The sequence below is a fragment of the Maribellus sediminis genome, assembly GCF_011799805.1.
Classification (GTDB): Bacteria; Bacteroidota; Bacteroidia; order Bacteroidales; family Prolixibacteraceae; genus Draconibacterium; species Draconibacterium sediminis_A.
Genome location: NZ_WXUB01000003.1, coordinates 177,965 through 203,616, shown reverse-complemented (window position 1 = coordinate 203,616; position 25,652 = coordinate 177,965). Strand labels below are relative to the sequence as shown.

At 43.0% G+C, this 25,652-nt stretch carries 21 protein-coding genes; 8 read left to right on the top strand and 13 right to left on the bottom strand.

The features are described from left to right. Nucleotides 1-16: 16 nt before the first annotated feature. From HFD85_RS12710 to HFD85_RS12700, 3 genes are all read right to left on the bottom strand, one after another. On the bottom strand, nt 17-3,553 hold the full coding sequence (locus tag HFD85_RS12710; RefSeq protein ID WP_167610204.1) for a SusC/RagA family TonB-linked outer membrane protein: 3,537 nt from the start codon (nt 3,551-3,553) through the stop codon (nt 17-19). A 101-nt stretch (nt 3,554-3,654) separates the two neighbouring features. Further along, nucleotides 3,655-4,635 (bottom strand): FecR family protein, encoded by a 981-nt coding sequence (locus HFD85_RS12705; RefSeq protein WP_167610201.1) that lies wholly within the window; start codon nt 4,633-4,635, stop codon nt 3,655-3,657. Between the two features lie 245 nt (nt 4,636-4,880). Beyond that, complete coding sequence (locus HFD85_RS12700) at nt 4,881-5,420, bottom strand: RNA polymerase sigma factor (protein WP_167610198.1); 540 nt, start codon at nt 5,418-5,420, stop codon at nt 4,881-4,883. 287 nt (nt 5,421-5,707) lie between these two features. Here HFD85_RS12700 and radA point away from each other — a divergent pair, with 287 nt between their 5' ends. The 7 genes from radA (at nt 5,708) to HFD85_RS12665 (ending at nt 12,048) form a co-directional block, all read left to right on the top strand. Next, on the top strand, nt 5,708-7,066 hold the full coding sequence (radA, locus tag HFD85_RS12695) for a DNA repair protein RadA (RefSeq protein ID WP_167610195.1): 1,359 nt from the start codon (nt 5,708-5,710) through the stop codon (nt 7,064-7,066). Between the two features lie 204 nt (nt 7,067-7,270). Beyond that, a complete protein-coding gene (locus tag HFD85_RS12690; RefSeq protein WP_167610192.1) occupies nt 7,271-7,675 on the top strand; it encodes a DUF4296 domain-containing protein in 405 nt (134 codons plus the stop codon). Continuing rightward, nucleotides 7,672-8,865 carry an amidohydrolase family protein gene (locus HFD85_RS12685; RefSeq protein WP_167610189.1) on the top strand — a complete coding sequence of 398 codons (1,194 nt, stop codon included), beginning with the start codon at nt 7,672-7,674 and terminating at the stop codon, nt 8,863-8,865. Before HFD85_RS12690 ends, HFD85_RS12685 begins: the two co-directional genes overlap by 4 nt. Nucleotides 8,866-8,922: 57 nt before the next feature. Continuing rightward, nucleotides 8,923-9,936, top strand: a complete 1,014-nt coding sequence (gene dusB, locus HFD85_RS12680; protein ID WP_167610185.1) for a tRNA dihydrouridine synthase DusB — start codon at nt 8,923-8,925, stop codon at nt 9,934-9,936. Then, entirely contained in the window at nt 9,933-10,316 is a 384-nt protein-coding gene (locus tag HFD85_RS12675; RefSeq protein ID WP_167610182.1) for a YkvA family protein, read from the top strand. The genes dusB and HFD85_RS12675 overlap by 4 nt, the downstream gene beginning before the upstream one ends. A gap of 284 nt (nt 10,317-10,600) precedes the next feature. Beyond that, nucleotides 10,601-11,347: a sulfite exporter TauE/SafE family protein gene (locus HFD85_RS12670; RefSeq protein ID WP_167610179.1), complete on the top strand. Its 747-nt coding sequence runs from the start codon at nt 10,601-10,603 to the stop codon at nt 11,345-11,347. Beyond that, nucleotides 11,347-12,048, top strand: coding sequence for a class I SAM-dependent methyltransferase (locus HFD85_RS12665; protein ID WP_167610177.1), 702 nt, complete (start codon nt 11,347-11,349; stop codon nt 12,046-12,048). Before HFD85_RS12670 ends, HFD85_RS12665 begins: the two co-directional genes overlap by 1 nt. Here HFD85_RS12665 and HFD85_RS12660 read toward each other — a convergent pair whose 3' ends face one another. Next, complete coding sequence (locus HFD85_RS12660) at nt 12,049-13,332, bottom strand: hypothetical protein (RefSeq protein ID WP_167610174.1); 1,284 nt, start codon at nt 13,330-13,332, stop codon at nt 12,049-12,051. A 141-nt stretch (nt 13,333-13,473) separates the two neighbouring features. Here HFD85_RS12660 and HFD85_RS12655 point away from each other — a divergent pair, with 141 nt between their 5' ends. After that, nucleotides 13,474-13,905 carry an FKBP-type peptidyl-prolyl cis-trans isomerase gene (locus tag HFD85_RS12655; RefSeq protein ID WP_167610171.1) on the top strand — a complete coding sequence of 144 codons (432 nt, stop codon included), beginning with the start codon at nt 13,474-13,476 and terminating at the stop codon, nt 13,903-13,905. Nucleotides 13,906-14,037: 132 nt separating this feature from the next. On the opposite strand, the gene HFD85_RS12650 is transcribed toward HFD85_RS12655, so the two are convergent. The 9 genes from HFD85_RS12650 to nadB form a co-directional block, all read right to left on the bottom strand. Next, nucleotides 14,038-14,922 carry a hypothetical protein gene (locus HFD85_RS12650; protein WP_167610168.1) on the bottom strand — a complete coding sequence of 295 codons (885 nt, stop codon included), beginning with the start codon at nt 14,920-14,922 and terminating at the stop codon, nt 14,038-14,040. Between the two features lie 193 nt (nt 14,923-15,115). Further along, complete coding sequence (locus tag HFD85_RS12645) at nt 15,116-17,242, bottom strand: peptidylprolyl isomerase (protein WP_167610165.1); 2,127 nt, start codon at nt 17,240-17,242, stop codon at nt 15,116-15,118. 164 nt (nt 17,243-17,406) lie between these two features. Beyond that, nucleotides 17,407-18,675: a hemolysin family protein gene (locus HFD85_RS12640; protein ID WP_167610162.1), complete on the bottom strand. Its 1,269-nt coding sequence runs from the start codon at nt 18,673-18,675 to the stop codon at nt 17,407-17,409. A gap of 10 nt (nt 18,676-18,685) precedes the next feature. Continuing rightward, nucleotides 18,686-19,381, bottom strand: coding sequence for an LPS export ABC transporter periplasmic protein LptC (lptC, locus tag HFD85_RS12635; RefSeq protein ID WP_277345454.1), 696 nt, complete (start codon nt 19,379-19,381; stop codon nt 18,686-18,688). Beyond that, nucleotides 19,356-21,008, bottom strand: a complete 1,653-nt coding sequence (locus HFD85_RS12630; RefSeq protein ID WP_167610157.1) for a tetratricopeptide repeat protein — start codon at nt 21,006-21,008, stop codon at nt 19,356-19,358. The genes lptC and HFD85_RS12630 overlap by 26 nt, the downstream gene beginning before the upstream one ends. Nucleotides 21,009-21,032: 24 nt before the next feature. Then, on the bottom strand, nt 21,033-22,313 hold the full coding sequence (bamG, locus tag HFD85_RS12625; RefSeq protein WP_167610155.1) for a BamG family beta-barrel-assembly machinery protein: 1,281 nt from the start codon (nt 22,311-22,313) through the stop codon (nt 21,033-21,035). Next, nucleotides 22,300-23,031 (bottom strand): type III pantothenate kinase, encoded by a 732-nt coding sequence (locus tag HFD85_RS12620; RefSeq protein WP_167610153.1) that lies wholly within the window; start codon nt 23,029-23,031, stop codon nt 22,300-22,302. Before HFD85_RS12620 ends, bamG begins: the two co-directional genes overlap by 14 nt. Continuing rightward, nucleotides 23,031-23,876 carry a carboxylating nicotinate-nucleotide diphosphorylase gene (nadC, locus tag HFD85_RS12615; RefSeq protein WP_167610151.1) on the bottom strand — a complete coding sequence of 282 codons (846 nt, stop codon included), beginning with the start codon at nt 23,874-23,876 and terminating at the stop codon, nt 23,031-23,033. The genes HFD85_RS12620 and nadC overlap by 1 nt, the downstream gene beginning before the upstream one ends. Nucleotides 23,877-23,880: 4 nt before the next feature. Beyond that, nucleotides 23,881-25,452, bottom strand: coding sequence for an L-aspartate oxidase (nadB, locus tag HFD85_RS12610; RefSeq protein WP_167610149.1), 1,572 nt, complete (start codon nt 25,450-25,452; stop codon nt 23,881-23,883). Nucleotides 25,453-25,652: the final 200 nt, after the last annotated feature.

Sequence of the window (25,652 nt, the reverse complement as noted above, 5' to 3'; positions counted from 1 at the left end):
GTACAAATGTTTATGATTAAAAGTTGGCTTTAACGCTAAATGTAAAAGAGGTTTGAAGCGGTATATTCGATCCCTGGATCAGTGCCTCAGGATCGCGTCCGTTCAGGTCTTTGTGGGTAAGCGACCACAGGTTTTGGCCTTGCAGTTGAAAATGCACATCGCCGATGCCGTACAATTTGTGCACATCCTTCCGGAGGTTGTATCCCACGGCGGCGTTACGCAATTTAAGGTAAGAAGCATCTACTACCCTGATGTTGCTGTTGTTGTACATGTATGGGATGTTGTAGCCCTGTATCTGTAAATCGTATTGCGTCTCCAGGTCGAGAATGGCGGGAACGTTGGTGTACTGTTCATCGCCGGGGAATTGCCAGCGGTTAACCATTTCTTTCGAAACGTTCTCAGTATCCTGGTAGTAGTACGAATACACCGGATCGAGACGGGTTTTGTTTCCACCGCTGTAAACAAAGAGGAGCGAGAAATTAAAATCCTTGTACGTGAATGTATTGGTAATACCTCCCGAGTAAACAGGTTCGCTGCTTCCCATGTATTCCAGTGCATCCATGTCGCGGCTCGACAGGTCGATACCGTAAACTACGTTATCGTCGGCATCGTAAAATGTCGGAATTCCGGCTTCATCGAGCCCGGCAAAGCGGAAAGCATAAATTCCGGTCATTGGGTTGCCCACCACCGGAGCTACAATATTACGCGAAGTAAGTGTTTGTAGTGTAGGGGTGTAAAAGGCTTCGAGCACCTCGTTTTTGTTGTAGCCGAAGGTGAAATTGGTTGCCCACGAAAATTCAGGAGTTTTAATGATTGTGGCGTTCACCGAAAATTCAATACCCTGGTTGCGCATGCTGGCCCAGTTCAGGTTAACCATGTTGAAACCGGTTACCATCGAAACCGGGTAAGGACTGATCAAATCGAAATTGCTTCGGTTGTAATACTCGAGACTACCGTTAATGTTGTTTTTAAAGCTGAAGTCGACAGCCAGGTTGTAAATGTGTTCCTTTTCCCACTGAAGATCGGGATTAGGCGGTTGCATAATATAGAGTACTTCTTCCTTGTCGTTCGGGTCGATGGCGTACGAAAGATCGTAATAAGCCAGTACCTGGGGCGAAAAACTCCCCGAAACGTTACCCCTCAAACCAAAAGATCCGCGCAGTGCAAGGTTGCTGAAAAGCTTCTGATCTTTCATGAAACCTTCCTGTGTAATGTTCCAGTTGGCACCCAAACTCCAGATGGGCAGAAAACGGTAACGTGCCGATTCTCCAAACTGGTTAGAACCATCGGAGCGCATGTTGCCGTTCAAAGTATATTTTCCTTTGTACGTGTAAGTTGCAGTAGCAAAATACGAGAACAGATAAGTGGGGCTTGTATTCAACCCGTAATACGGATCGAGCGAATACACCTCTGCACGTTTGATCGGCAGGTAGCTCGGATTAGCTGTTTTTCCGCGGTAGTATTCGTAGCCGTAACCAAACATATACGAGTAATCGTAAATTTTACTTCGGTATTCCTGGCCTCCAAAAAGATCGACTTTATGTTCGCCATATATTTTCGACCACGAAATGGTATTCCGGTTGGTGAAAAAAGTGCTGCGGTCGTCGTTGGTCTGCATCAGCCCGCCACGAGGCAGGATTGTGACACCTTCGGTGGGTGCATCTTCGTCGTCGGAATCGATAAAATAATAATTTGGATTATCGCGGTACATGTTGGCCGTATTCGAGTTTTCGGTGTAAATGCGCTCAACATGTGCAAAGGTTTTTCGGTACGAAATTATCGAACTCAGATTAACATTCTTATGAATCTTCCAGTTCAGGTCGATCTGTGTAAGTGCGTCAATGTTGTTCAGGTTCGAGAACGAATTTTCAATTTCATTAAAAATATTCATTCCCGTTTTGTTGTAAGTGTAGTAATAATCCGATCCGTCGGCTTCTTTTACCGGAATAGCGCGGCTCGTATTAATTGCGTATACATACGGGTTGGTGCTGGTGTTAAAAATCTGTTGATCCTTGTTACTGATATTCAGTTTAACACCGGCTGTAAAATTTTTGGCAATGTTATAGTTGGCCTTAAAGTTGGCAATGTAACGGTCGGTTCCCTGTCCGATGGTGGAGCCGTAATCTTTAAAATAGTTCAGCGAAAAATAGTACTGCGCACGTTCGGTTCCTGAAGTGATACTCAGGTTGTGCTCCATTTTAAAGGCATTCTTAAAAAGCAGGTCGAACCAGTCGGTGTTTTCCGAACGGAGGCGATACACCTCTTGCTGGAATTCTTCCTCGGTGATCGATTTATCGTAGTAGCGCATTACCGCCTGACCAAAACCACCGGCGTAATAATCGAGGTTGTTGTAATTCAGCAGTCCTTTGTTGAACATCTCTTCCGAAAGCATAATTCTTTCGTTCGAGTTCATCAGGTAAAAATCGTTGATTTCGGGTTTAAGTTCTACCGTAAAATTACCGGCATAATCAATACTGAAATGGTCTTTTTTACCGCGTTTTGTGGTAATCACAATTACACCGTTAACGGCCTGTGTACCATAAAGTGCGGTTGCCGAAGCATCTTTCAAAATCGAAATCTCTTCAATGTCGTTGGGATTCAATCCGCCAATTGCCGAACTTACCAGCGTAGTTGGGTCGCCCGAATACAACTCGTTGGGATTGATCTTTACGGCATCTTCCATTACCACTCCGTCGATTACCCAAAGCGGTTCGCGGTTACCACTGATCGATGAATTACCACGAATCCTGATCTTGCTGCGTGAGCCGGTTGTCCCCGAAACGTTTTCGATCTGAACACCCGCAACCTGTCCCTGCAGCATTTTATCAACGGTTTCGATACCCGGCTGCTGAACATCTGACATTTTTACTTTTTGCACCGATCCGGTAAACTCGCGGCGATCGACGTTCTGAAAACCCGTAACCACCACCTCGTCTAGTCCCTGAACCGATACATTCAGTTTTACATCGTAGTGCGTTTTGTCATCCAGCGTTACAATATTTTCCTGGTAGCCGATCATGTTAATCGTAATCGACTTTACTTCTGTCGGGATAGTCAGTTCGAAACTTCCGTCGAACTGAGTTGTAGTTCCCTGCAGCAAACCATTCACGCGGTAGGTGATGGTGGCTGCTATCACACCTTCACCATTCTCATCCACCACCATTCCGGTGATGGTGCGTTTTTCCTGCTGCTTACTTTCTTCGGGCTTTACCGCCGGCTTTTCCTCCGTTTTAGGTTCAACCGGGGTGAGTACAATAATTTTTTCTTTCACTTCAACTTTTACCGACAACTGTGTCGACAGCGCTTTCAGGATCTCATCAACTGTGTTGTTCTGCAGATCAACTGTTACCTGTTTTTCAGTATCGATGGTAGTGTTGCTGTAAAAGAAATTTTTACCGGTTTGCTCTTTCAGGTGGTCCAAAACCTGTTTGGCAGTGTAAGTTGTGGTATCGGCCATAATGGTTTCGCCATAACTTACCGATGCCAGGCTGAACACCGTCAGCAAACCTATTAATACAATTCTTAGCATCATGTTTTGTAGAATCTTAATCATTTTTTCCGCTTTCTTTTCTGTTTCACCGGCTCTCACAACTGTGAAAACCAATTTCTATATGGCTTTTCTTTTCTGTTTTATTCTGAATGAAATCTGTGTGTTTAAGATGGATCGGTACTTACCAGAATCTGGTCGCCTTCATTCCTGAAATCAACATTACCGGTAACACTCAATAAATGTAGGATTTCACCAAGCTTTTGGTTTTTACTGTATTCACCGGTATACCTTACAGCGCCTGCTGCCTGATTTTCGAAATTGAAATCTACCTCGTACCAGCGTTCCAGTTCTTTTGTTATGTTGTCGAGGCTTTGGTTTTCGAAATAGAAAATGCCGTCTTTCCATGAAGTATAAAGTTGCACATCAACGTTAGCGGTGGTCAGTTTTCCGTCTTCCTCGGAATACACACTGCGCTGCCCCGGATGGATGGTCGTTTCCTGTTTGTCGGCGGTAGCCACGCTAACCAGTCCTTCAACCAGTGTGGTTTCAAAAGTGCGATCGTTTTTGTAGGCTTTTAAATCGAAAGAAGTACCTTTTACTTCAACGTTCCCAAGGGTAGTGTGCACTATGAAGGGTTTCTCGGGATTGTGAGTCACATCGAAATAGGCCTGACCTGTTAAGGTAATCTCCCTGGTATTTCCTGCAAATTCAGATGGAAATTCGAGCTGTGTTTCCGAGTTGAGCCAAACTTTGGTTCCATCGGGCAATTCAAAATAGTACTCACCTCCGGTAGGAACATTCAGCACGTTCTTTTGAATGTTTTTTGGTGCTTTTTTATTGAGTGCAGTAATTTTATTTAACTCGATAACCTGTTCGAGGCTGTTATCCAGCGAATCGTTCAGTTCAACCGTTGTACCTTCCGCAAGGTAAAGGGTGGCCCTGTTGCGATTAACGATCTGTTCCTCGACGAATTGTTCGTTTTCGTTGGCGGTTTTTAGTACCGGAGTCAAGGCAAAGATTGCCAAAACTAAAGCCAGCGAAGTAATACCGACCCTGTTTACCATCCGCGTCCGCTGCTTTTTCGTGGCCATTTTATCCACCCGTTGCCAGGCTTTGTCTACATCGTAATGTCTTTTTTCGCTCATCACTTTATGAATCTCAGATTAGTTAATTGTTATTTGTTGTTTGCTTACATTTTATATGTGCCCATTCGTGCTAAAACGGGTGAAACGATTTTTGATTTATTTTCATTTTTTTTAAATGAAAACAAATACACGAGCAACAAGAGGTTGTGTATCAATAGTATAAAGGTGTTTTTAGAAATGAAAAAATTTTCAGATTAAAGGTGGGGTAGCATAAAAATAGTTTAAAAAAAGTCCGAAATCGGGCGTTAATTCAACTCGGTATTGAGCGGATAGGAAATCCTTTCGCGCAGGAGGTTCAGTCCCCGTTTTAATTGTGTTTTCACGGTATTGATCGATACCCCAAGGACCTTTGATGTTTCGATGTACGAAAGGTTTTGAACATGGACCATAACAAAAACTTCTTTGCAGCGGGGTGGCAGGCTGTTCAGGGCAGTATCCAGTTGTTGGGTAATCTGGCTGTTTTCTTTTTTGTGTTCTTCCTGAAGGAAAACATCGCTGAAGTCGGAGATTTGCAAATGCTGGTTTTTAATCTGGTGTTTCAGAAATTTTAAGGCTGCATAACGCACACTCTGAAACAAGTAACCCTCCATTGAGCTTTCCACTTTTTTGTAGCGTTTATTCACGATAAAATCAACAAAAAACTGCTGCACAATGTCTTCGGCATCGTTGTCGTTTTTCACGATGGAGTAAACATGAGAACAAAGTTCGGCATAGTGCTGCTTAAAAAGCTCTTCAACTATTTTCCTTGTTTTATATTTACCGCCAATCCCCATAACAACTACCAAACTCTTTCTTTATTCTTACCCCGGTTTTTATTGAAGTAAACTTATCCACACTTTTTGGCTGCGCAATCCCGTTCAGATTACAAACGCGCGAAGATATTAATTTCCATGAATTTGTTCTTAAGTTGATGGATTTCACCAATAAAAGGTTGCTTTAATTTTAAATTAGAAAGGCCGTTTACGTTTTGTGGTGGAGGAAATGTGTAGGGCTGATTGGCCGCGGTGAAAACTAGTGGAGTAAAAAAAATGATCTATCTTGTGATCTTAAATTCTGAGGAGCGAACACAACGATGACAAAAACCAAAAGCATATACACCTGCCAGAATTGCGGGGCACAATCGCCAAAATGGATGGGGCGCTGTACCGCCTGCGGCGAATGGAATACCTACGTTGAAGAGGTGGTTGTAAAAAAGCAAAGTACCGGGAAATTGTCGGTGCAGCTTTCGGGTAATCAGCCACTGACACTGGATAAAGTTGAAACCGTAAAAAACAGCCGCATCTCGCTGGGAATTGAAGAATTTAACCGTGTTTTGGGTGGCGGAATTGTTCCCGGTTCGCTCATTCTGCTTGGCGGCGATCCCGGAATTGGAAAATCAACTCTGGCACTGCAAGTGGCGCTGGCCCTTCGCGATAAAACGATCTTGTATATTTCGGGAGAGGAGAGTTTGCAACAAATAAAGCTGCGGGCCGAACGCCTGAGCAACGATTTGGGGACCTGCCTGTTTTTAAGCGAAACTTCACTGGAACACATCATTGCACACACCGAACAGGTAAAACCTGAGCTCCTGGTCATCGACTCCATACAAACCATTTCTACTGAACTGATTGAATCGTCGCCGGGCTCGGTGGGGCAGGTTCGCGAATGTACAGCTGCCATTTTAAAGTTTGCCAAAAAAAACAATGTGGCAGTGGTGTTAATCGGGCACATTACCAAAGAAGGCAGCCTGGCCGGGCCGAAAGTGCTCGAACACATGGTGGATACTGTGCTTCAGTTCGAGGGCGACACCAATTACATGTACCGCATTTTGCGTTCGAACAAAAACCGTTTTGGATCGACCAACGAACTCGGAATTTTTGAAATGCGCAGCAACGGTTTAGCCGAAATTACTAATCCTTCGGAACAACTGATCTCGAAGGTAAGCGACGATGTTAGCGGAACAGCCATTGCCGCAACCATCGAAGGTGTGCGTCCTTTCCTGATCGAAATTCAGGCACTGGTGAGTTCGGCCGCTTACGGAACTCCGCAACGTTCATCCACCGGCTTCGATTTACGCCGTTTAAATATGCTGCTGGCAGTGCTTGAAAAACGTGCAGGTTTTAAGCTCATTGCAAAGGACGTTTTTCTGAACATTGCGGGCGGATTAAAGATCAACGATCCGGCAACCGACCTGGCTGTAATCTGTTCCATACTTTCTTCGAACATCGACATTGCTATTAACCATAAAGTTTGTTTTGCCGGCGAGGTTGGATTGACTGGCGAAATTCGTGCTGTCAGTCGCATAGAACAGCGCATTGCCGAAGCAGCCAAACTGGGATTTCAGCGTATTTATGTTCCTTCGCTGAACAAGGGTTTCGACGGTAAAAAATTCAAAATTGAAATTGTTCGGGTAAGTCGCGTGGAAGAGGTTTTCAAAACACTTTTCAAATAAAAAGAATTTATAGTGAAAAATTACTCCCCGTATCGTCCTTGCTCCGCCGAGCGGAGTCTGCGGCCTCAACTGTCCCCCTCAAATGAGGGGACAGCTGGAGCCGGTGGCTTCGAAGAAGTTCCGGCGAAAGCAGGGGGTAAATAATATTTTTTAACTCCTTGCATTTGATTTCTGTCGCAACTATTTATAATTTGGCGCACTGAAATGAAGAAGCGTTTTCAAATATTACTTTTTGCATTGGTATTTGCGGTGGTTGCCTGCGATAAGCCGATCATGCCAAAACCAAAACATCTGATTAACGAAAAGCAGATGATCGATATGTTGGTAGATGTCCACCTGGCCGAAGCAACTTACAATAAATATCGCTACGACAGCGTAATGCAGGACAACTCGTCGGCCAATTTTTACGCTTCAGTTCTTGACAAATACGCTGTGTCTGATTCTCTTTTTGAGCAGTCGTATGTGTACTATGCCAGCTTGCCCAAAAAATTCGAGAAAATGTACCGCAAGGTACTGAGCAAACTCAGTGAGCAGGAACAGGAATTTTCTGGACGGAAAGAAGAGCTGGAACTGGAGTTTGAAGAAAATCCAGGCAAAAATGCGAGGTGAGAAAGTTTGCGGCCACATATCTTTTTACCGGGCAGGGTAAACCGGTAAGAAATTCCATATTAATTTGCGACGACGACGGTACAATCCTGGATGTTGAACACCGGGATGAAACTTTTCGTGAAGAAGCCGGTGTAGAATATTACAGCGGAATACTGGTGCCTGGTTTTGTGAATGCACATTGTCACCTGGAACTCTCTCATTTGCATGGAAAGATCAGTGAAAAACAAGGAATAGCCGGTTTTGTAGGCGAGATCAACCGGCTGCGCAATGCTGGGGAAGATGAGGAGGAAAAAGCCATGCAGGTTGCCGACCGTCGTATGTGGGCGAATGGAATAGCAGCTGTTGGCGATATTTCTAATTCCGACGCTTCGCTCGCGATCAAGCAGAAAAGTAAAATCAAATACCACACCTTTGTCGAGGTTTTTGGCTTTCACCCATCGCGTGCCAAACGGGCTTTTGATAAGGCGGTTCAAGTACAGTCTGCATATCACACAAACAACTTGCAGGCTTCGATTGTTCCGCATTCGGCTTATTCGGTCTCCGATTCGCTGTTTCTTTCGGTTAGTGAACAGGCAGAAAAAGACTACGGTATATTGTCCATCCATAACCAGGAAAGCGAGGCCGAAAACGAGTTTGTGAAAAATGGAACAGGCCCGATTGCCGATCATTTTCAGCATAACCTGAAGCTGGATCTTTCACACTGGAAAGGTACCGGGAATGGTTCATTGCAACGGATTTTGAGTTTGGTACCAAAAGAGAATAAATTGTTGCTTGTGCATAATACTTTTACAAACAAGCAAGATATTGAGCAGCTTGTAGCAAATCGTAGTTTGGATAACACCTGGTTTGTGCTTTGCCCCAATTCAAATTTATATATTGAAAATGCCTTGCCACCTGTTTCGCTGTTTCGGGAATCTGGTTTGAATATTTGTTTGGGAACCGATAGCCTGGCTTCTAATCATCAGTTGTCGATACTGGAGGAAATGATAACACTTCAGCAACATTTTGAAACATTAAAGCTTGAAGAACTCCTGAGCTGGGCTTGCATTAACGGAGCGTTTGCTTTGGATTTGGACGCAGAACTGGGGAGTTTCGAAGTCGGTAAAAAGCCGGGAGTAAACCTGATATCCGGACTCGATCTGAAAAATCTGAAACTCACACAAAATACAAAAGTTAAAAGGCTCCTTTAATCAATCTTTCCAACACGCGAATATTTTTACCTTTGCAGCGGTTTAGAAATCACACAAATGAAGATCGGAAACATAGAATTACGAGATACGCCGCTTTTCCTGGCACCCATGGAAGACGTTACTTATCAGTCGTTTCGCTGGATGTGTAAACAATTTGGTGCCGATGTGGTGTATACCGAGTTTGTTTCGTCGGAAGCGTTGATCCGTAGTATTGATAAGACGAAACAAAAAATGCACCTCTACGATTTCGACCGGCCGGCGGCTATCCAGATATACGGACATAACATCGATTCGATGGTGCGTGCTGCGCAGGTAGCCGAAGAATTTAATCCCGATTTTATCGATATCAATTATGGCTGCCCGATGAAAAAAATTGTTCGTCACGGTGCCGGATCGGGAATGCTAAAAGATCTGCCCAAGATGCAGCAAATGACAGCTGAGATCGTAAAAGCCGTTAAAGTTCCGGTGACTGCAAAAACCCGTTTGGGCTGGGCGGCCAATGATACTCCGATTATGGAAGTGGCCGAACGTTTGCAGGATGTGGGCATTCAGGCGCTGGCCATCCATGGTCGCACCCGCGAGCAGCTGTATACTGGCGAGGCCGACTGGACGCTGATTGGCGAGGTTAAAAACAATCCGAAAATCCATATTCCGATTATCGGAAACGGCGATATTAACAGTGGCGAAAAAGCAAAAGAATTGCTGGATGCTACAGGTGTTGATGCGTTAATGATTGGCCGGGGTTCCATTGGACGTCCCTGGTTATTTCGCGAAGTGAGGCATTTCCTCGATACGGGAGAAAGCCTGCCTCAACCAATTGTCAGCGAAGTTGTTGATGTATTAAAAGAACAGTTGCGTATGAACCTTGAGTGGCGCGAGGAAGAACGGGTAGGGATTGTGATGATGCGCAGGCATTTTGCAAAATACTTCCCCGGATTGCCAAATTTCAGGGATTTGAAGATCAGGTTATTGCGTGCCGAAGCAAACGATGAGGTACACGAAATCCTGGATCAAATCGTTGAAGAATATGGGGAATACCAGTTGGATTTTACAACAGCAAGTTTAAAATGACAGATCAGAAATACAGTAAATACTTTTCAAAACAATCGCTTTGGGATAAACTCAAAGAGCAGGCCAAAAATGCCGGATTGAAAGTGGTGTACGCCGTTCTGGTGTTGTTCTATACTATGGAATCGCCTGATGTAAAAACAAAAACCAAACTCAGCATTGCAGCCGCTCTCGGATATTTTATTTTACCCACTGACGCAATTTTCGATCTAACCCCGATAATCGGCTATTCTGATGATCTGGGCGTTTTGCTTTTTGTACTCACACAAATCGGCAAAAATGTCACCCCTGAGATCAAGGAAAAAGCCAAAGCAAAACTCGACGACTGGTTCGGAAATATTGAAACAGAAGCCATACGCGAGATCGACGAAAAAATCAGCTAAGTACCTTGTTAATAGAAGTTAAAGTTGCAAAACATGCAAATTTATGGCATGTATATTGCATATATCTAAATATGTAGATGCAAGGAGGTTTCCGATGGAAAGGACAAAAAGGGGAAGAACGGAAACCAGGCAGATACCTTGCTTTTTGTTTTTTGTTTTTTGTGAAGGGGGACTACCTTCGAATTGTTAGCTTGGAATAGCCTCGCTCTGGCGGGGCTATTTTTTTGTGCCCTGTTTCTAAGTTTTCAAGCTAATTTGATACTTTAGCTAACTCAAGCAACTTTATGTTAGAACTTGATTTTACAATTCTGCAATGGATTTTACTGGCTACCTGTGCCATGCTGGTTGGTATGTCGAAGGTAGGAGTGCCCGGAGTTTCAATGCTCGTAGTGCCTGCTTTGGCTATTATTTTTGGAGGAAAGGCATCAACCGGAATTCTGCTGCCCATGTTAATGATGGCTGATATTTTTGGCGTGAGTTACTACCACCGGCATGCCGAATGGAAATACCTTTGGAAACTGTTGCCCTGGGCATTTGCAGGCGTTGGCATTGCTCTTTGGGTGGGCGAAGTGGTAGATGATAACTGGTTTAAAAATATCATCGCAATTTTAGTTTTTCTGTGCATTGGTTTGATGTTGTGGAAAGACCGGCAGAAAGGAAACCAGCTTTTCCCCGATACCTGGTGGTTTGCAGCACTAATGGGAGTTCTGGGTGGTTTTGCTACCATGATAGGTAATGTTGCCGGGCCCATTTTCGCGATTTATTTGCTGTCGATGCATTTGCCAAAAAACAGTTTTATAGGTACCGGCGCCTGGTTCTTCCTAATCATTAATTTTTCAAAATTTCCCTTGCACATTCTGGTTTGGAAAACCATTAACTGGGATACTTTAACACTTAATTTACTGATGTTGCCGGCAATTGCACTTGGAGCATTTTTGGGTGTAAAACTCGTAAAACAAATTTCAGACAACCTATACCGAACAGCTGTGATCATTGTTACCGCACTTTCGGCATTTTTATTATTGATATAATGGAAACATTAACAGAATTCTTTAAAGCTAAAACAGTTGCCACTTTACTCGACGTTGGTACCGGCCCCGGGCATTTTATTAAAGTATTGAAGGAAGCGCTTCCCTCGACCAAAATCACAGGCATTGATCCTGATCACGATTCTTTGGAAGAAGCCCGGGCAACATATCCCGAGGTAACATTTCGGGAGATGAAAGGAGAGTTTCTTGATTTTCCGGATAATTCATTTGATGCGGCTTCCATTTCTATGGTTTTACATCATCTTTCTGATGTTCAGCTTACTTTAAAAGAAATGCAACGTGTGGTAAAGTCGGGTGGGTGGATAATTGTGAATGAATTATTTAGCGACAATCTTAATCCGGCCCAGGAAGTCCACAAACGCATTCACCATTTCCGCAGTAAAATAGATCGCATGAATGGTATTTGCCACAACGAATCGTTTAAGAAAGAGGAAATTATTCATGAAGTTAAAAAGTCGGGACTGGAAGTTGTACTGCAATTTGAGAACCGGAAAACTGCAAATCCTCCTACTCCGGAGGAAATTCAGGAGCGGAAAGAAAAGCTTCATGCTGCATTGAAACAGCTTGAAGGCCGTCCTGAATACCATGAAATGGCGGCAGAAGTTCCACGAATTGAAGCCGATCTCGAAAAATTCGGTTTCGAAATGGCGACCCGGCTGATAGTTGTTGGCAGGGTAAAATAACTAAAGGCGGTTGTTTACCACATTGTTGTAAATAGAGCCAAACTGAACACGGACACCAAAATTGGCACCAACTTCAAATGTTGATGGTAGCTGAACTTTATTCAGCAAAACATCCTCGAGTGAAACTTCGCCTTTGGGAAGGTAAATCTGGTCGTGTACATTCTCAACCCTAAAGCCCATTCGTACCGACAATCCACGGATAATTCGCACCGACAGGTCAGTGTCGAGTGTGATTCGGTTTTTGCTCCAGTCGTGCATGTAATTGGTGGCATTCAGTCCGGCCCGAATTTCGCCCCAGGTTTGTACTACCTGTAAATCGAGCCGTAAGGATTGTTCCCACAAGCTTTCCCTTATTTTGTCGAAAATGGTTTCCTCGTAATATTTTTTCCATTCCGGACCAATGTAATAGGCGATAGTAAATACTTTTCGGTCAGAAATATCCCAGGGGAAAATATTGTATTCAATGGCCGGTTTGAATGAAATGGAATATACGGTATTACTATAATTGCTGTTGTAGTAGCTTCCAAATGCCCCGGCCGACCACCGCGACGATAAGCTTTTTACCACGCTCGACGAAGCATTGTTACTTGTATTGTCAGAGCGATACTCTTCGCCATCGGTAATGTATTTTCGCGTACGTACACTTCGTCTGACATTATTTCTGTAACGCCATTCTTCGGTTACTTTATCGGCTCGCAAATTAAACGAGTAATCGTAAGTTTTACGGCTTTCTTCAAGGTTTACATCCCCATACACATCTCCTCTGAAAGTCCAGTTATTCCATGGATCATCTGCGTTTTGAGCAGGTTGTTCTTCCGCATCGCCATTGTACCGGAATACCAGTTTCTCCGAAGCTTTTGTTTGGTTTACAAAAGGCATTAATCCCAAAATCAGCGCATCGGTAATTTTCTTTCTGCTTTCTTCGTAAGTGTCGCTCGAAAGTGTGGTGGAGGTGATCGTATAATCACTCAGGTTTTCAATGGTCAGGTTATTGTACATTAGCGAATAAACCATTCCTCCTGATCCGCTTACCCGATCGGTAATAATAATGTGAACATCGGCAACTGCCGGATCATTTACAAAATCAACAAAGCGCATTCTCCGAAGCAGGTAATCCATATCGAGTCTGATTCCTTCAATATAGATTTTAAGCTTTTCTTCTCTTTTGGTATACGATCGCGTACTTTTGACCGCAATCTTCTCGTGGGTAAAATTATCTCCGGCACTTACACCAATACTGGCAATAAGTAAGAAAATAGTCAGAATGTAAAATTTAAGCAGCATGGTTCTTCCTGGCTTCCTAGGTTTAAAGTTGGTTGAAAAATATCGGGTTTTTAATTACCCTCGCCAAATATAACTTATTGATCTTAAATAGCCCCGGTTTTTTTAGATTTCATTTACTTTGTTGAAGTTTAGGTAAAAGTAATGGCAAAACGAGAAAAGAAAACGCGGAGTAAAGGTTCGGCCGGAAACAACAGAAAATCAGGTGAGGACTTTTTGCAGAATAACCTTCAAAAAGCTGAGGTTGAGGAAACTGATTCAGGTTTACAGTACAAAATAATAGAAAGCGTTGAAGGTCCCAGGCCCAATGTTCATGATACTGTAAAAATTCATCAGCGGGCACTTCTACTTGATGGCAAAATTCTGGAGGACACTTATCGTCAAAATCAACCCGATGAAGTTGCTATTGAAGAGCTTATTGAAGGATTGCAGGAGGGATTGCAAATGATGTCAGTTGGTAGCCGATATAAATTCTGGGTTCCGGCCGATCTGGCCTGGGGGAGAAAAGGTACCGGAAATAAAATTCCACCAAACGCTGTCCTGAGTTTTGACATTCGGCTGGTGGAAATCTGCTGAAATGGATGTCCGTTTTTATTCAGACTATTTTTAATTGGTTTCAGATCGAAATGATGGAATCTATCGAAGCAGTAGATTCATTCTTTATCAAACGGATTTCAATCTCCATTTATCTTTTTGGGATTCTCCGAATTACGGCATGAGCGTTATCTCGCTGCTGACCCCGAAAATAGTAATGTTGGCCACGTTGTTGCAGGCATCTTCCGATGTGTCGGAAGCAGGTCTGTAATCAATTTCACAGCTCAAATCATAGTCCTTAAGGCTGATGTTCAGGATGCCTTCCTGTATCCAGCGGCAGCAAACACCAACAATCAGCGGCGAGCTTGTCGTCATGGTATAGGTATAACCGTCTGAGCTTTTTCCGCTGTGTGTTCCTGTAATCTTGTACATATCGTCGCAAAAATCGGCTTCGTCGCCTGTTAGTGCAGCGTGTGTATCGTAGCCCGAAATCCATTCACGTTGTGTTTGCTGTTCAAAATGGAATACCTCTTCAGAGGGCGCTGTAATTACACCCTCGCTAACCGTGCACTTATAAACCGGATGCTCACTTGCATTTAGACCGCTGTACTTGATGGTTTGTACACCTTCTACCTTATAATTATCGTGGTAAAATTCATCAAAAGTAATTTCCCACTCGGCGCCACTCACACTTGGAAAATTGTCGGCAGAAATAATCATTTTCCCTCTGCGTTGGTGCATATCGAGGCCGGTAACATTTTCAGGGCCATAATCTACGGTAATGGTCTTTGGCCAGCTTGTCAGGTCGAGCGGACTTACTGTGATAACTGGATAATCCTCTGAAGTGTCTTCAGCACTTTTCGTTTGCCCTTGCAATTGAAGATCAAGACCAGCCTTTGTACCTTCTTCCTGCGTAGAAGCAAAAATACTGTAAGCTGTTGCCGCTTCCGAAACAAGAACCACAGCTTCATCACTCGTAATAGTTTTTTGATCCACTTCTTTGCATGCCGGGAAAAGAAATACCAGCATAAGAAAACCAGCAGCGATAGTATTTTTCATAGTCGAGAATTGAAATGGTTTGCCTTTAAACTTAGTGATTTTTCATTGAAAATAATATTGCAAGCAATTATTCTGAATGATTTTTAATTTTTGGCTTGTTTCTGTGGTAAAAGTTCACCAGGATTTTCAGTAGTACAGGCCATAAAAAAAGCCGTCCTGGTTAGAACGGCTTTCTTTGAATTATACTTTTCTATTAATAGAATTTCGATCTTTTGTCAACGATTTCAACAGCATCGCGGTGAGCCTGGAAAGCTTGCTGAGCAGCTCTGTAGTTCAATGTTTGTGCCAGGCGGTTTTGTTCAGCAGCAATGTCTCCAGCCGGATTTTGAGTCTCCGAAGTTACCACTACAACAAATACGCCGTTGTTTCCTGCAATAGGTGCAGAAATCTGGTCAACATTCAACGAAGTAACAGTACCAATTACTGCCGGCTCCAGTCCAACTCCCGGGATTGAGAACGAATTGAAGTTAATGCTGTTAGCACTTTTTACTTCAGTATCCAATGCTGCAGCAACTGAAGCCAAATCTGAATTGCCACTCAATGCAGCTTTTGCTTTTTCAACCAGTACTTCAGCTTTCTTTTCTTTGCTTACTGCCAGTTCAACACGTGGTTTTACGTCTTCGAGTGGTGCAATACCTTTTTCAGTAACCTGAACAAGTACTGCAATTACAAAATTATCGCCCAGTTCGAAGATCGGAGAACCCTGAGTCGTTTGAAGGATTGAGTTTTCTTCAGCTTCGTAAGCAGATCTTACCAACTGACGGGCATTTTCAAGACCAACAATCTGACGGTCGTTTTCGCCAACATTGGCAACTCGCTTAGTTAGCTTTTGTTCTGCAATTGCTGCATCGAAAGCTTCACGTGAAGTGTTGTTTCCGGCAAATTCGCTGGCTTTAGCGTAAACATTCTGATAAGTTTTGGTACTTGCAATTACGTTACGTACCAGGTAAGCCACCTGAACCTGCGGAGTAAGTTTACCAAGCTGAGTAGTTTGAACGATGTGGATTCCAAACTGCGAAGTAACTACAGTAACTTCTCCTTTTTTATTATTGAAAGCTGCATCCTCAAATGGTTTTACCATTTGTCCACGCTGGAACCAACCGAGGTCGCCACCGTTAATAGCAGATCCCTGGTCGACTGAATTGTCGCGTGCAAGTTGAGCAAAGTCAGCTCCTTTTTCAATCATTGTCTTTAAACTGTCAGCCAAAGCCTGAGCAGCCAGCAGTTCTGCCTGAGTAGTAACCTGCAGAAGTATGTGACGTGCCTCAACCGAGTCGGGCATCATCTCCGATTTGTGAAGTTTAGCCAGTTTAAAGGTTTCGCCATCAGGATACGGACCGAAAACATCGTTTACCTGGGCACCTTCGTCGAAGATCCATGTTGCAATGTTTTCAGGAAGATCGTCTCTTTTTTCCCACACATTTTCAAAAGCTACATCTGAATTCGCATTTACAAACTGAACGTTATCATCGGTTTCAGCAAAGTCGCTTTTAATATCGTTGATCCATTTTTCAGCATCGGCATAATCGTCGGCCGAAGGTGAAACAGGATATGTAATGTATTCAATTCTTCTGCTCTGCTCCTGCTCGTAGTCTTCCTGATGAGCGTTGTAATAATCTTTCAGATCTTTTTCTGTAATGCTAATCTCATCGTCGGAAACGGTGCTGTGTGGCAACGAAATGTAATCGAAATTTACAGTTTTGCTGCTGGCCTGCAGTGTATTTTCAGCTTCCTGAGTAGTTACATACAAGCCTTTTCCAACCATGTTGGCGTATTTACTTTGCGTACGCTCATCAACGATTTGGTTTTCTAAAGTTAACCAGTAATCGCGGTTTTCCTGAGTTACTGCTCCTGTTTCCAGGTTTTTCAGGAAACGAACCACTGAACCACGGTCGAACTGACCGGTTTCAGGATTACGGAAGATTTGCTGAACGATAGGGTGGATGTTAGACCCCTGCAACATATCGAACAATTCTTCTGAGGTTACATTGATACCCAGATCTTTGTAGGTTTCACCCATAACAATCTCGGCGATTTTTTGCTGCCAGGCTTGTTCCCTTACCTGTGCCCACATATTCTCGTCCAGCTGACTGGTCTGATAATTTTGTTTGAATATTTCTCCTAATTCTTCAACTTCTGACTGGAATTCAGGATATTGGATTGAAGTACCATCTATTTCCCCTACTTCCAGGCGGTTTCTTTGAAACATCGACGAACCACCTTGTAACATATCGCCAAGGATAAATGCTGCCAATGAAACACCGATTACAATTGCTACTAACAATCCCGCTCTCGTTCTAATTTTTTGTAACGTTGCCATTGATTTACAGTTATTTTAATGCAAAATTTTGTTTGATTTTTTCGAGCTACGAAGATAACAATTTTAACTATTTAACCACTTTATTTGATTTTTTTTTGCAATAGTCCAAAACAGGCTTGTAACTAACAGTAAGACAGGTGGTTATGCAAGGTGTTTTGCAGCAGTTAATTTTCTGAAATGGTGAGTTTCACCAATTCGATTTTCGTATTGGTAGCTTTTAGTATTTTGAAGTGGAATTTTCCGATCTTGATTACGGAGTTGATTTTGGGGATACTTTCGTGGTAATAAAGTATATAGCCAGCAAGTGTTTCGAATTCTTCGGTCTCGGGTAGTTCGAAAAAATATTTCTCATTTAGCAGGTCGATTTCTGCTCTTCCCGAAAAGATGTATTCGTTATCGCTGATTTTGCGTTCAATAATATCGCTTGTATCGTGTTCGTCTTCAATCTCGCCAAAAATTTCTTCAAGAATGTCTTCGCTGGTCACCATCCCCGATGTTCCTCCAAACTCGTCGACCACAATTGCAATGCTGCGGTGTTCCTGAATAAAGGTGCTTAGCAGTTTATTGGCCGGCATGGTTTCCGGAACGATCAATACTTTTTTGATAAAAGGTTCTATCGATTTTGGATTATTGAACAGGACTGAAGAATGCACGTAGCCGACAATGTTATCCGAATTTTCCTTGTAAAACAGAATGCGGGAATAGCCGGTTTCCACAAATTTTTGACGCAATTCGCTGATGGATGATCCAACTTCCAGCATTTCAATTTCAGGCCGGGGAACCATAATTTCGCGAAGTTTTACCTTCGAAAAATCCAGTGCATTCTTAAAGAGCTTGATTTCGGTTTCAACATTCTTCTCCAGCAATTCAATCCTGGATGCATCGCTGTCGTTTACAAATTCATCCAGATCGATCCGGCTAAAAACCGGGTTCTTCTTACCGGCATAAACATCAGTTTTAAACACTCGTTTCAAAAGTGTGTTGGCTATTGCTATTGAAAATCGGGTTATTGGGTAAAATATGATGTAGAAGAATGCCAGCGGAAGTGTAAATAAATTGAGGAACAAATTCGGAAACAGTCGAAAAAGTGTTTTGGGCAGAAATTCAGAAAATACAAGAATGATCAGTGTTGAAATAACGGTTTGCAACAACAGGATCAGCGATTCGGTATGCACGTAAAGTTTCAATACCGGTTCGAGCAAGCCGGCAAATGCAATACCATAAATAACCAGGGCGATGTTGTTGCCCACCAACATGGTAGCAATGTACTGGCCGCCGTTAGCAGTTACAAACTTTAATATTTTCGAATTGAATGGTTCGGATTGTTTGTCGAGTTCGAGTCGGAGTTTATTGGCCGACACAAAAGCAATTTCCATGCCTGAGAAAAAAGCAGAGAGAAGAATGGTTATCAGTATCAGCAAATAAAGATTCATTTATGCTAGATCATTTAAACTGGATGGCCTTATCGGTATCTTGCGGCTTAGGAATATCCGGCCGTTCCGGTTGTGCGATTTGCAGCGGCTGGTTTTCCTGCGTCGTTTTTGGCTCCTTGTTAACGGTTACATACAGAATGCCTTTAACGTTCTTTATCTTCCAGTTTTCCATATTCTGATCCGAAGTTAATCCAACTCCGGTAATAATCTGGTCTTCCCTGATAATTTTTACAAACTCTTCGGTGTAGATTTTTTCATTTTTTTCTTCCCAAATCAAGTGTTCCGTCAACAACGAATCGCCATCAAGATTGGTTACAACAACGTTATTTTTGGCTTCCCACTTTGCTTCCTTCACGAATTCTTTGGCATAATCGGCCCGGATACTCGACACAATTTTTTGCTGCGCATCGTATTTTACAATTTCCACACCCTGCGGAAATTCGGTGTAGGAAACACCATCGGTTTCGAAGCGCAAAAGCTTGGGTGTTTTAAGTGTATACCTGATTTTACCGGAATCGGTGTAGGTGGTTTGAAAATTGGTGGCTTCCTGGATTGGAAGGTTCTCGGGGGCCGAAAAAGCTTTTATTTCGGCGAGGTTGTTGCTCTCGCAAGCATAGAAAAGTATTGCAGCCCCCATAAAGAGAACTGCAATACTAATTTGTTTTATACGGTGTAAGATTTTAGAATCTAACTTTTGTATTTTCATTTATCCATCCTCCTACGTGATAGGTAGCACCATCCTGGAGACCTTCCATAAAGGCTTCTTCTTTGTTCGGGAAATACTTTTTGTACTTCGCCAGCATCTCCGAAGCTTCAATTGCACAATCTTCTCCACGTCGTGCTTTTGCGTAATAATCGCAAGCTAACCAGAACACTGCTGATTTTTCAAGAGCAGTTCCTTCAAATTTCTGAGAAGCAGCTACATAAACGTCAGCAATAAGTTTATTTGCTTCACACAAATCAGGGTCGAGTTCCAGGGCAAGTCGTGCATCGTTACGAGCTCCAACCAGGTTGCCGTCTTTGATGTAGCGCAACAAACCTCTTTCGTAGTGGTAAGTAGCTTTCAATGTATTGTCGGTTTCCTGGTCGATAGCCATTTGGTAGTATTCCCTGGCTTTTTGCATATCGTCTTTTTTCAGGAATCGACGAGCCATGTTAAATGCGGCCTCTGCCGAAGGATCAAGTTGGTATAAACGTTCAGTTGCAGTTCCGAACAGTTCCGATTCGGTACAGTTGGCTTTACCCAGGCGGCGCAACATACTTTTGATGTAGTCGATATCGTCTTTGTTTTCTTCGTAATCGCTGCTGTAGATCTTGATCAATACGTCGCAGTCGGCAGCGCCTGATTTTCCGAAACGGTCTTCAATGAATGGTAACACCTGTTCCTGTGTGATCTGAACTTCTTTTTCATCATCGCTTGTGGCAATAATGTTATTGGCAATCTCGGTACACTTTTCGTAATTTTCAACTACTTTTTCTTTTGGTAATTCACCAAGCTGAAACAGTGCAACTGTGGTTTGCATTAACAGCACCAATACCGGTGGTTCAGTTTCGTTACCTTGCAGTTCTACTGATTTACTCAGTAATTCGTAACCGGTTTTGTGAATTTTTTTCAACTCTTCAGTATCCGGAGTTTCGTCGTCATCGGCGTTAAGTTTGTATTTCAACCAGGCAGTTCCTTTTCTGCCCAAAACAAAACCTTCCTGTCCGAAGTATTTAATACGGGTGTCGTGCAGTTTCATGTACTCGTCGAGCAGTTTTTTGCGTGCCTCTGCGGTAGGTGCCTTTTCGATCATATCTTCGTACATTTTTGCACCCTGGATATAGAGGTTCGTAGTTGACTTCGGATATGTTTTTAATAATTTTTTCCAGTGAGGCATGGCCGATTTGTAATCGCCCTGTTTGTAAAATTCGGTGTACAACGACCATTCATTCATGAAGTCCTGATTCTGTTCTTTGATCAGTTCTTCCAAGGATTTCAGGTTTACGCCACCGGCGCCTACATCAGCTGCTCCAGAAGCGGAAGGGAGTTCTCCGGTTACAGCAATATCAAAAACATCACCTTCAATGTTTTCAATGTCTTCTCTTACTGATTCTCCGGTTGCCAGAGGAGTAAATTTGATCCATTTTGATTTTGGATCGACTGCAACTTCATACTTTCCGTCAAAGCTGGTTGTCATAGTACCTCCTTTATGTACTTCAACGGTTACTCCGGCAGCCGGTTCTCCATCCATATAAACGGTTCCGGTAAGCACTCTTTGTGCCTGGGCAACTGTAACGCCGGCTGAAACAATTGCAGCAATCAGGAGTGTTATGCGTAATAAAGCTTTCATAATAGTTTTATTTTTTCTATAATTTTAATCGATCTTTCGCTGAATAAACCACAAGTCGTGCAAATTAGCGCTCAAATTAACTTTTGCGTAATCCTCACGAATCAGGTTGAAATCTGTTGTCCCTCGTCTTCCAAACTCAGCAGAAATGTTTATGGTTGAGTTTGAACGATATACAGGAAGACCCAGTCCAAAAGTTATGCCAAAACTGTTTATTTGGTGTCCATCGAAAGAATGATACGTTTGTTCGTAATTAAATCCTGCCCGATAAGCAACACGCTTAAATGCACTTCGAATGGAGAATTTATCCGGAATCCATTCAGCGCCGATTGCAAATTTATTTAAATCTGCCAAAAATTCACTTTTTTCACCCAAAAAGAGCGCATCGCTCCAGCCTTGGTGGTAATAGTCAACATTTATCTCGTAAACGTTCTTTTTTGAGAACGATAAACCAAGACCAATGGTGGTTGGGAAAACAAGTTCTGCCTTTTCTTCTTCCTGGAAAAACAATGTATCCAGATCAGATGATTGAGAATAATAAATATTCTTCATAACAATGTCGGAAGCAAGTGCTGTATATTTTGGTTTATTCTCGAGCACTGCACCAAGTACAAGTTGCTTGTCGTTTTTCAGGGGCAGAATCGCCTGTGCTCCCAGTTCAAGCCCAAAGTCTCTTAATCTGAGTCTTGAATACCTTTGGAGCAGGTACAAGTCGGCACCGGAAAAGTTGAGTTCGGAGTTACGGCTGAGGTTTCCGAAACGGTAATTCAGGTTCATCCCCAGCGAAAAGTATTTCGATGGTTGAATGGCCAAACCCCAAACTGCATCCGAAATAGTTCCTTCTCCATAGTAAGTAGTTAAGTATTCCACCGAGTTCTCAAGTTCTTCGCCTGCCTGCACATTATAGCCTACACTCGAATAGGGGTACAATGCTATACTGGTGGCCATCCAATCATTAATCCTGAATGCCATGGCAAAGTAATTGAAGTTTATATCGTTCGATGTGGCGCTACTGATATTTGATTTGTACTTTGAGAAATTACCCTGCAAGCCAAACTCGAACAAAAAGTTGAGTGAATCGATTGCAGAATACGATGCCGGGTTGGCTCCGTTGATCTGTAAGTCATAGCGGCTTGCCAGCGTTGCTCCACCCATAGCTGTTGTACGCCCAAAGCTATAGGAATTAAGGTCGCCTAAACCATATCTCGAATATGGCGAGGTTGTGTTATTGTTGAATTGCGCAAATAACATAGCCGGGAAAAGAATGATCCCGGCGATCAAAAAAATTACTCTACTATATCTCCCCATTATATTCTAGAATGCGGTTTAAACCCAAGCTGGTTAAATTAAAGTGTACAAAGAAAGAATTTTTTAATTTGTTATCAAAAAATTCAGCATCGCCTCCGGTTATAATAACTTTTAAATTATCATAAAATTCTTTAAAAGCCGAGATGGTACTATCTACCTCGTACACAGTTCCGTTCTGTACTCCTGCTCTTATTGCGTTGGCGGTTGAGGTGCCAAACAGTTTGCTGTAATCGGCACGTTCGGTCAATGGTAACTTCCCGGTAAACTGATGCAGCGCCCTAAAACGCATTTCAATTCCCGGCGATATGTTCCCGCCAAGGTATTTTCCTTCGGCAGTAAGTATATCATAAGTTATTGCTGTACCGGCATCAATAACCAGTACATTCGTTTCCGGGTAAAGATCGAAAGCGCCAACAACGGCAGCAATCCTGTCTTTCCCCAGGGTATGTTTTGTTTCGTAACAGTTTTCGATGGGTAAAGGTGTACCTGCCTCCAGTTCAATAAAGGTGTCGAATTCCTGCTTCAGGGCATCGCGCAATTCCTGAGGGTAGTCTTTTACCGCCGAAAGAATCACATGATCGAGTTCGTCGTACTCTCGTTTCAATACCCCAATGTGCGAAGCGTTGAATTCTTCCACCGGAACAGTAATCAGCACTTCTCCCCGGTTAAAAACCGAAAATTTGGTTCGTGTATTTCCTATGTCGATTACCAAATTCATTAATCAATGATTCTTTGGCTGATATCGAGGGCTTTTACCGAATGTGTTAATGCCCCAATAGAAATGTAGTCAACGCCTGTGTGTGCCACCTTGCGAATACGTTTGATCGTCATATTGCCCGAGGCTTCAATTTTCGCCCGCTTATTAATAATGTCAACGCATTCTTTCATCAGCGAAGAACTCATATTGTCGAGCATAATAATATCCACATCAGCAGCAAGTGCTTCTTTTACCTGTTCAATATTGGTTGTTTCCACCTCTATTTTAATGCTTTTCGGAACCCTTTTTCGAATGGCTTCAACAGCTGCAGTAATTCCGCCGGCAACCTGAATGTGGTTGTCCTTAATCATTACCATATCGTAAAGTCCAAAACGGTGGTTCGAAGCTCCTCCCATACGAACTGCGTATTTATCGAGGTGACGGTAGCCCGGCAGTGTTTTCCGGGTATCAAGAATTTCAACCTTGGTTCCTTCAATTTCTTTCATACAAAGGTGAGCGTAACTTGCAATGCCCGATAAACGTTGCAGAAAGTTCAGCGCTTTGCGTTCGCCGGTTAAAAGTGCCCTGTAATTTCCTTTGAATTCAGCAATGATATCGCCCGGTTTAACTTCGCTGCCATCGGGAATCATTTCCTTCCACTTTAGGTTCTCGTCAAATTTTCTGAAAACCATTTCGGCAACAGGTAATCCGGCGACCACACCTTCTGCTTTTGCAACAAATTGTGCGGTTCTTGTCTCGTTTGGATTAATGAGGTTATTTGTGGTTATATCCCCATCCCCGATATCTTCTGCGTAAGCCAGGTCGAAAAGTACTTCGGCCGACTTCAGTGTTTTTTGATCCATCATAACCTTATTCTCTAACGGTTTCTAATTGATAATTTTTTCCTTTTTGTTGAAGTATATGCACTTTAAAATCAGGATTTTCTTTTTGAAAATCTTCACGGATATGACCGCCTCGGCTTTCTTCCCTTATCAAAGCAGCTTGTGCAATTAGTTTACAGATAGTTGCTGTATTCCTGATTTTTATGAGGTTGTATTCGTTCACTTCCGGCTCGAATGAAGCTTCAATTTCTGTAAAACGATCAAGAGCCTTCTGCAGCGATGGTTTATTTCTGACAATGCCCAGATTTTCGGCCATCATCAGGGCCATTTCGTTCTGGTATTGCAGAAAGAGTTGTTCATTTTCGCTGTCCACATAAACCGGTTCCGGAATTGAAAGCTCGAAGTCGGGTGTATTTTGTTTGGCAGCTTTTTCACTGGCACGTTTACCAAAAACCAGGCATTCGAGCAATGAATTACTTGCCAGTCGGTTGGCGCCCATTACACCCGTTGAAGCTACTTCGCCACAGGCAAACAATCCCGAAATATTGGTTTCAGCATCCAGGTTGGTATGCACTCCGCCCACCATATAATGCGCTGCCGGTGAAATGGGCAGCAGGTCTTCGGTCATATTAAATCCGTATTCTTTCAGGTGCTTGTCGATGTTGCTGAAACGTTTACGGATCTTGTCTTTATCGAGGTGTTTTAGCGACAGGAAAATGTGTTTTTTGCCCGATTTCTGTATCTGTCGAAAAATGCTGTAAGCCACCACATCGCGGGGTGCCAGTTCTGCCAGTGGGTGAATGTCTTTCATAAAACGTTCGCCTTCGTGGTTCAACAACCAGGCTCCTTCTCCACGTACCGCTTCACTGATCAGGTAAGCATCTTTGCCGGGAACATAAAGTGCCGACGGGTGGAACTGAATAAATTCCAGATCGGCAATCTGTGCTCCGGCTGCATACGCCAAAGCAATTCCATCGCCGGTGGCCGTGTGCGGATTTGTCGAACGTTCAAAAATGCGTGACAAACCTCCTGTAGCCAGAATTACGGCTTTCGACTTAAAAATGATGTTTTCCTTTGTTTTGAAATCATAGGTTTGAACACCTTGTATACACTGATCGTTTTGTAATAAACGAATGGCAGCTACATATTCGAATGCCTGAACATTTGCTTTTTCTTTTACGAGGCCCAGTTTAAAGCAGGTAAGCTCTTTCCCGGTTGCATCGCCGCCGGCATGCAGAATACGGCGTTTGCTGTGCCCTCCTTCAAGACCAAGTACAAAATCATCGTTTTCTTTATCGAAGGCCATCCCTTCATCGATCAATTCCAGCACCCGTTCTTTACCTTCGTTTACGAGTATCTCCACAGCATCTCGATCGCAGATTCCGCGTCCGCTAACCATGGTGTCGCGTAGGTGTTGCAAAGGCGAATCATCCTGAGCGATTGCTGCGGCTATTCCTCCCTGCGCATAGTACGAATTGCTGGTGTCGAGTTGCGATTTGGTAACAATTGCAACCGTGCCAAAATTGGCAGCTTTATAAGCTGCCGACAAGCCAGCTAATCCACTGCCTATTATAACGGTATCAAATTCAAGTACTTGCATCTATTCTGTTTTCTGCAAACAAGCGTGCAAAGTTAGCATTTCTTTTATGCAAATGCACAATAATTCAAATTAATACCTTGTGTATTTTGAAATTGAGCCGCTTCCAATTTTTAAAATTAATTTGAGCGTTAAACCTTCGCCTGAAACAATTGTCTTTGTAACGTCAGAAGTACCATGAATAATAACGTTCGCGGTGCAAA

What these genes read in the sequence shown, in the direction of transcription:
- HFD85_RS12655 (WP_167610171.1), top strand. Translation starts at nt 13,474, where the DNA reads ATGGCAAAACGAGAAAAGAAAACGCGGAGTAAAGGTTCGGCCGGAAAC.
- HFD85_RS12645 (WP_167610165.1), bottom strand. Translation starts at nt 17,242, where the DNA reads ATGGCAACGTTACAAAAAATTAGAACGAGAGCGGGATTGTTAGTAGCA.
- HFD85_RS12640 (WP_167610162.1), bottom strand. Translation starts at nt 18,675, where the DNA reads ATGAATCTTTATTTGCTGATACTGATAACCATTCTTCTCTCTGCTTTT.
- dusB (WP_167610185.1), top strand. Translation starts at nt 8,923, where the DNA reads ATGAAGATCGGAAACATAGAATTACGAGATACGCCGCTTTTCCTGGCA.
- HFD85_RS12670 (WP_167610179.1), top strand. Translation starts at nt 10,601, where the DNA reads ATGTTAGAACTTGATTTTACAATTCTGCAATGGATTTTACTGGCTACC.
- HFD85_RS12690 (WP_167610192.1), top strand. Translation starts at nt 7,271, where the DNA reads ATGAAGAAGCGTTTTCAAATATTACTTTTTGCATTGGTATTTGCGGTG.
- HFD85_RS12620 (WP_167610153.1), bottom strand. Translation starts at nt 23,031, where the DNA reads ATGAATTTGGTAATCGACATAGGAAATACACGAACCAAATTTTCGGTT.
- HFD85_RS12705 (WP_167610201.1), bottom strand. Translation starts at nt 4,635, where the DNA reads ATGAGCGAAAAAAGACATTACGATGTAGACAAAGCCTGGCAACGGGTG.
- HFD85_RS12710 (WP_167610204.1), bottom strand. Translation starts at nt 3,553, where the DNA reads ATGATTAAGATTCTACAAAACATGATGCTAAGAATTGTATTAATAGGT.
- HFD85_RS12665 (WP_167610177.1), top strand. Translation starts at nt 11,347, where the DNA reads ATGGAAACATTAACAGAATTCTTTAAAGCTAAAACAGTTGCCACTTTA.
- nadB (WP_167610149.1), bottom strand. Translation starts at nt 25,452, where the DNA reads ATGCAAGTACTTGAATTTGATACCGTTATAATAGGCAGTGGATTAGCT.
- HFD85_RS12660 (WP_167610174.1), bottom strand. Translation starts at nt 13,332, where the DNA reads ATGCTGCTTAAATTTTACATTCTGACTATTTTCTTACTTATTGCCAGT.
- HFD85_RS12630 (WP_167610157.1), bottom strand. Translation starts at nt 21,008, where the DNA reads ATGAAAGCTTTATTACGCATAACACTCCTGATTGCTGCAATTGTTTCA.
- bamG (WP_167610155.1), bottom strand. Translation starts at nt 22,313, where the DNA reads ATGGGGAGATATAGTAGAGTAATTTTTTTGATCGCCGGGATCATTCTT.
- radA (WP_167610195.1), top strand. Translation starts at nt 5,708, where the DNA reads ATGACAAAAACCAAAAGCATATACACCTGCCAGAATTGCGGGGCACAA.
- nadC (WP_167610151.1), bottom strand. Translation starts at nt 23,876, where the DNA reads ATGATGGATCAAAAAACACTGAAGTCGGCCGAAGTACTTTTCGACCTG.
- HFD85_RS12650 (WP_167610168.1), bottom strand. Translation starts at nt 14,922, where the DNA reads ATGAAAAATACTATCGCTGCTGGTTTTCTTATGCTGGTATTTCTTTTC.
- HFD85_RS12675 (WP_167610182.1), top strand. Translation starts at nt 9,933, where the DNA reads ATGACAGATCAGAAATACAGTAAATACTTTTCAAAACAATCGCTTTGG.
- lptC (WP_277345454.1), bottom strand. Translation starts at nt 19,381, where the DNA reads ATGAAAATACAAAAGTTAGATTCTAAAATCTTACACCGTATAAAACAA.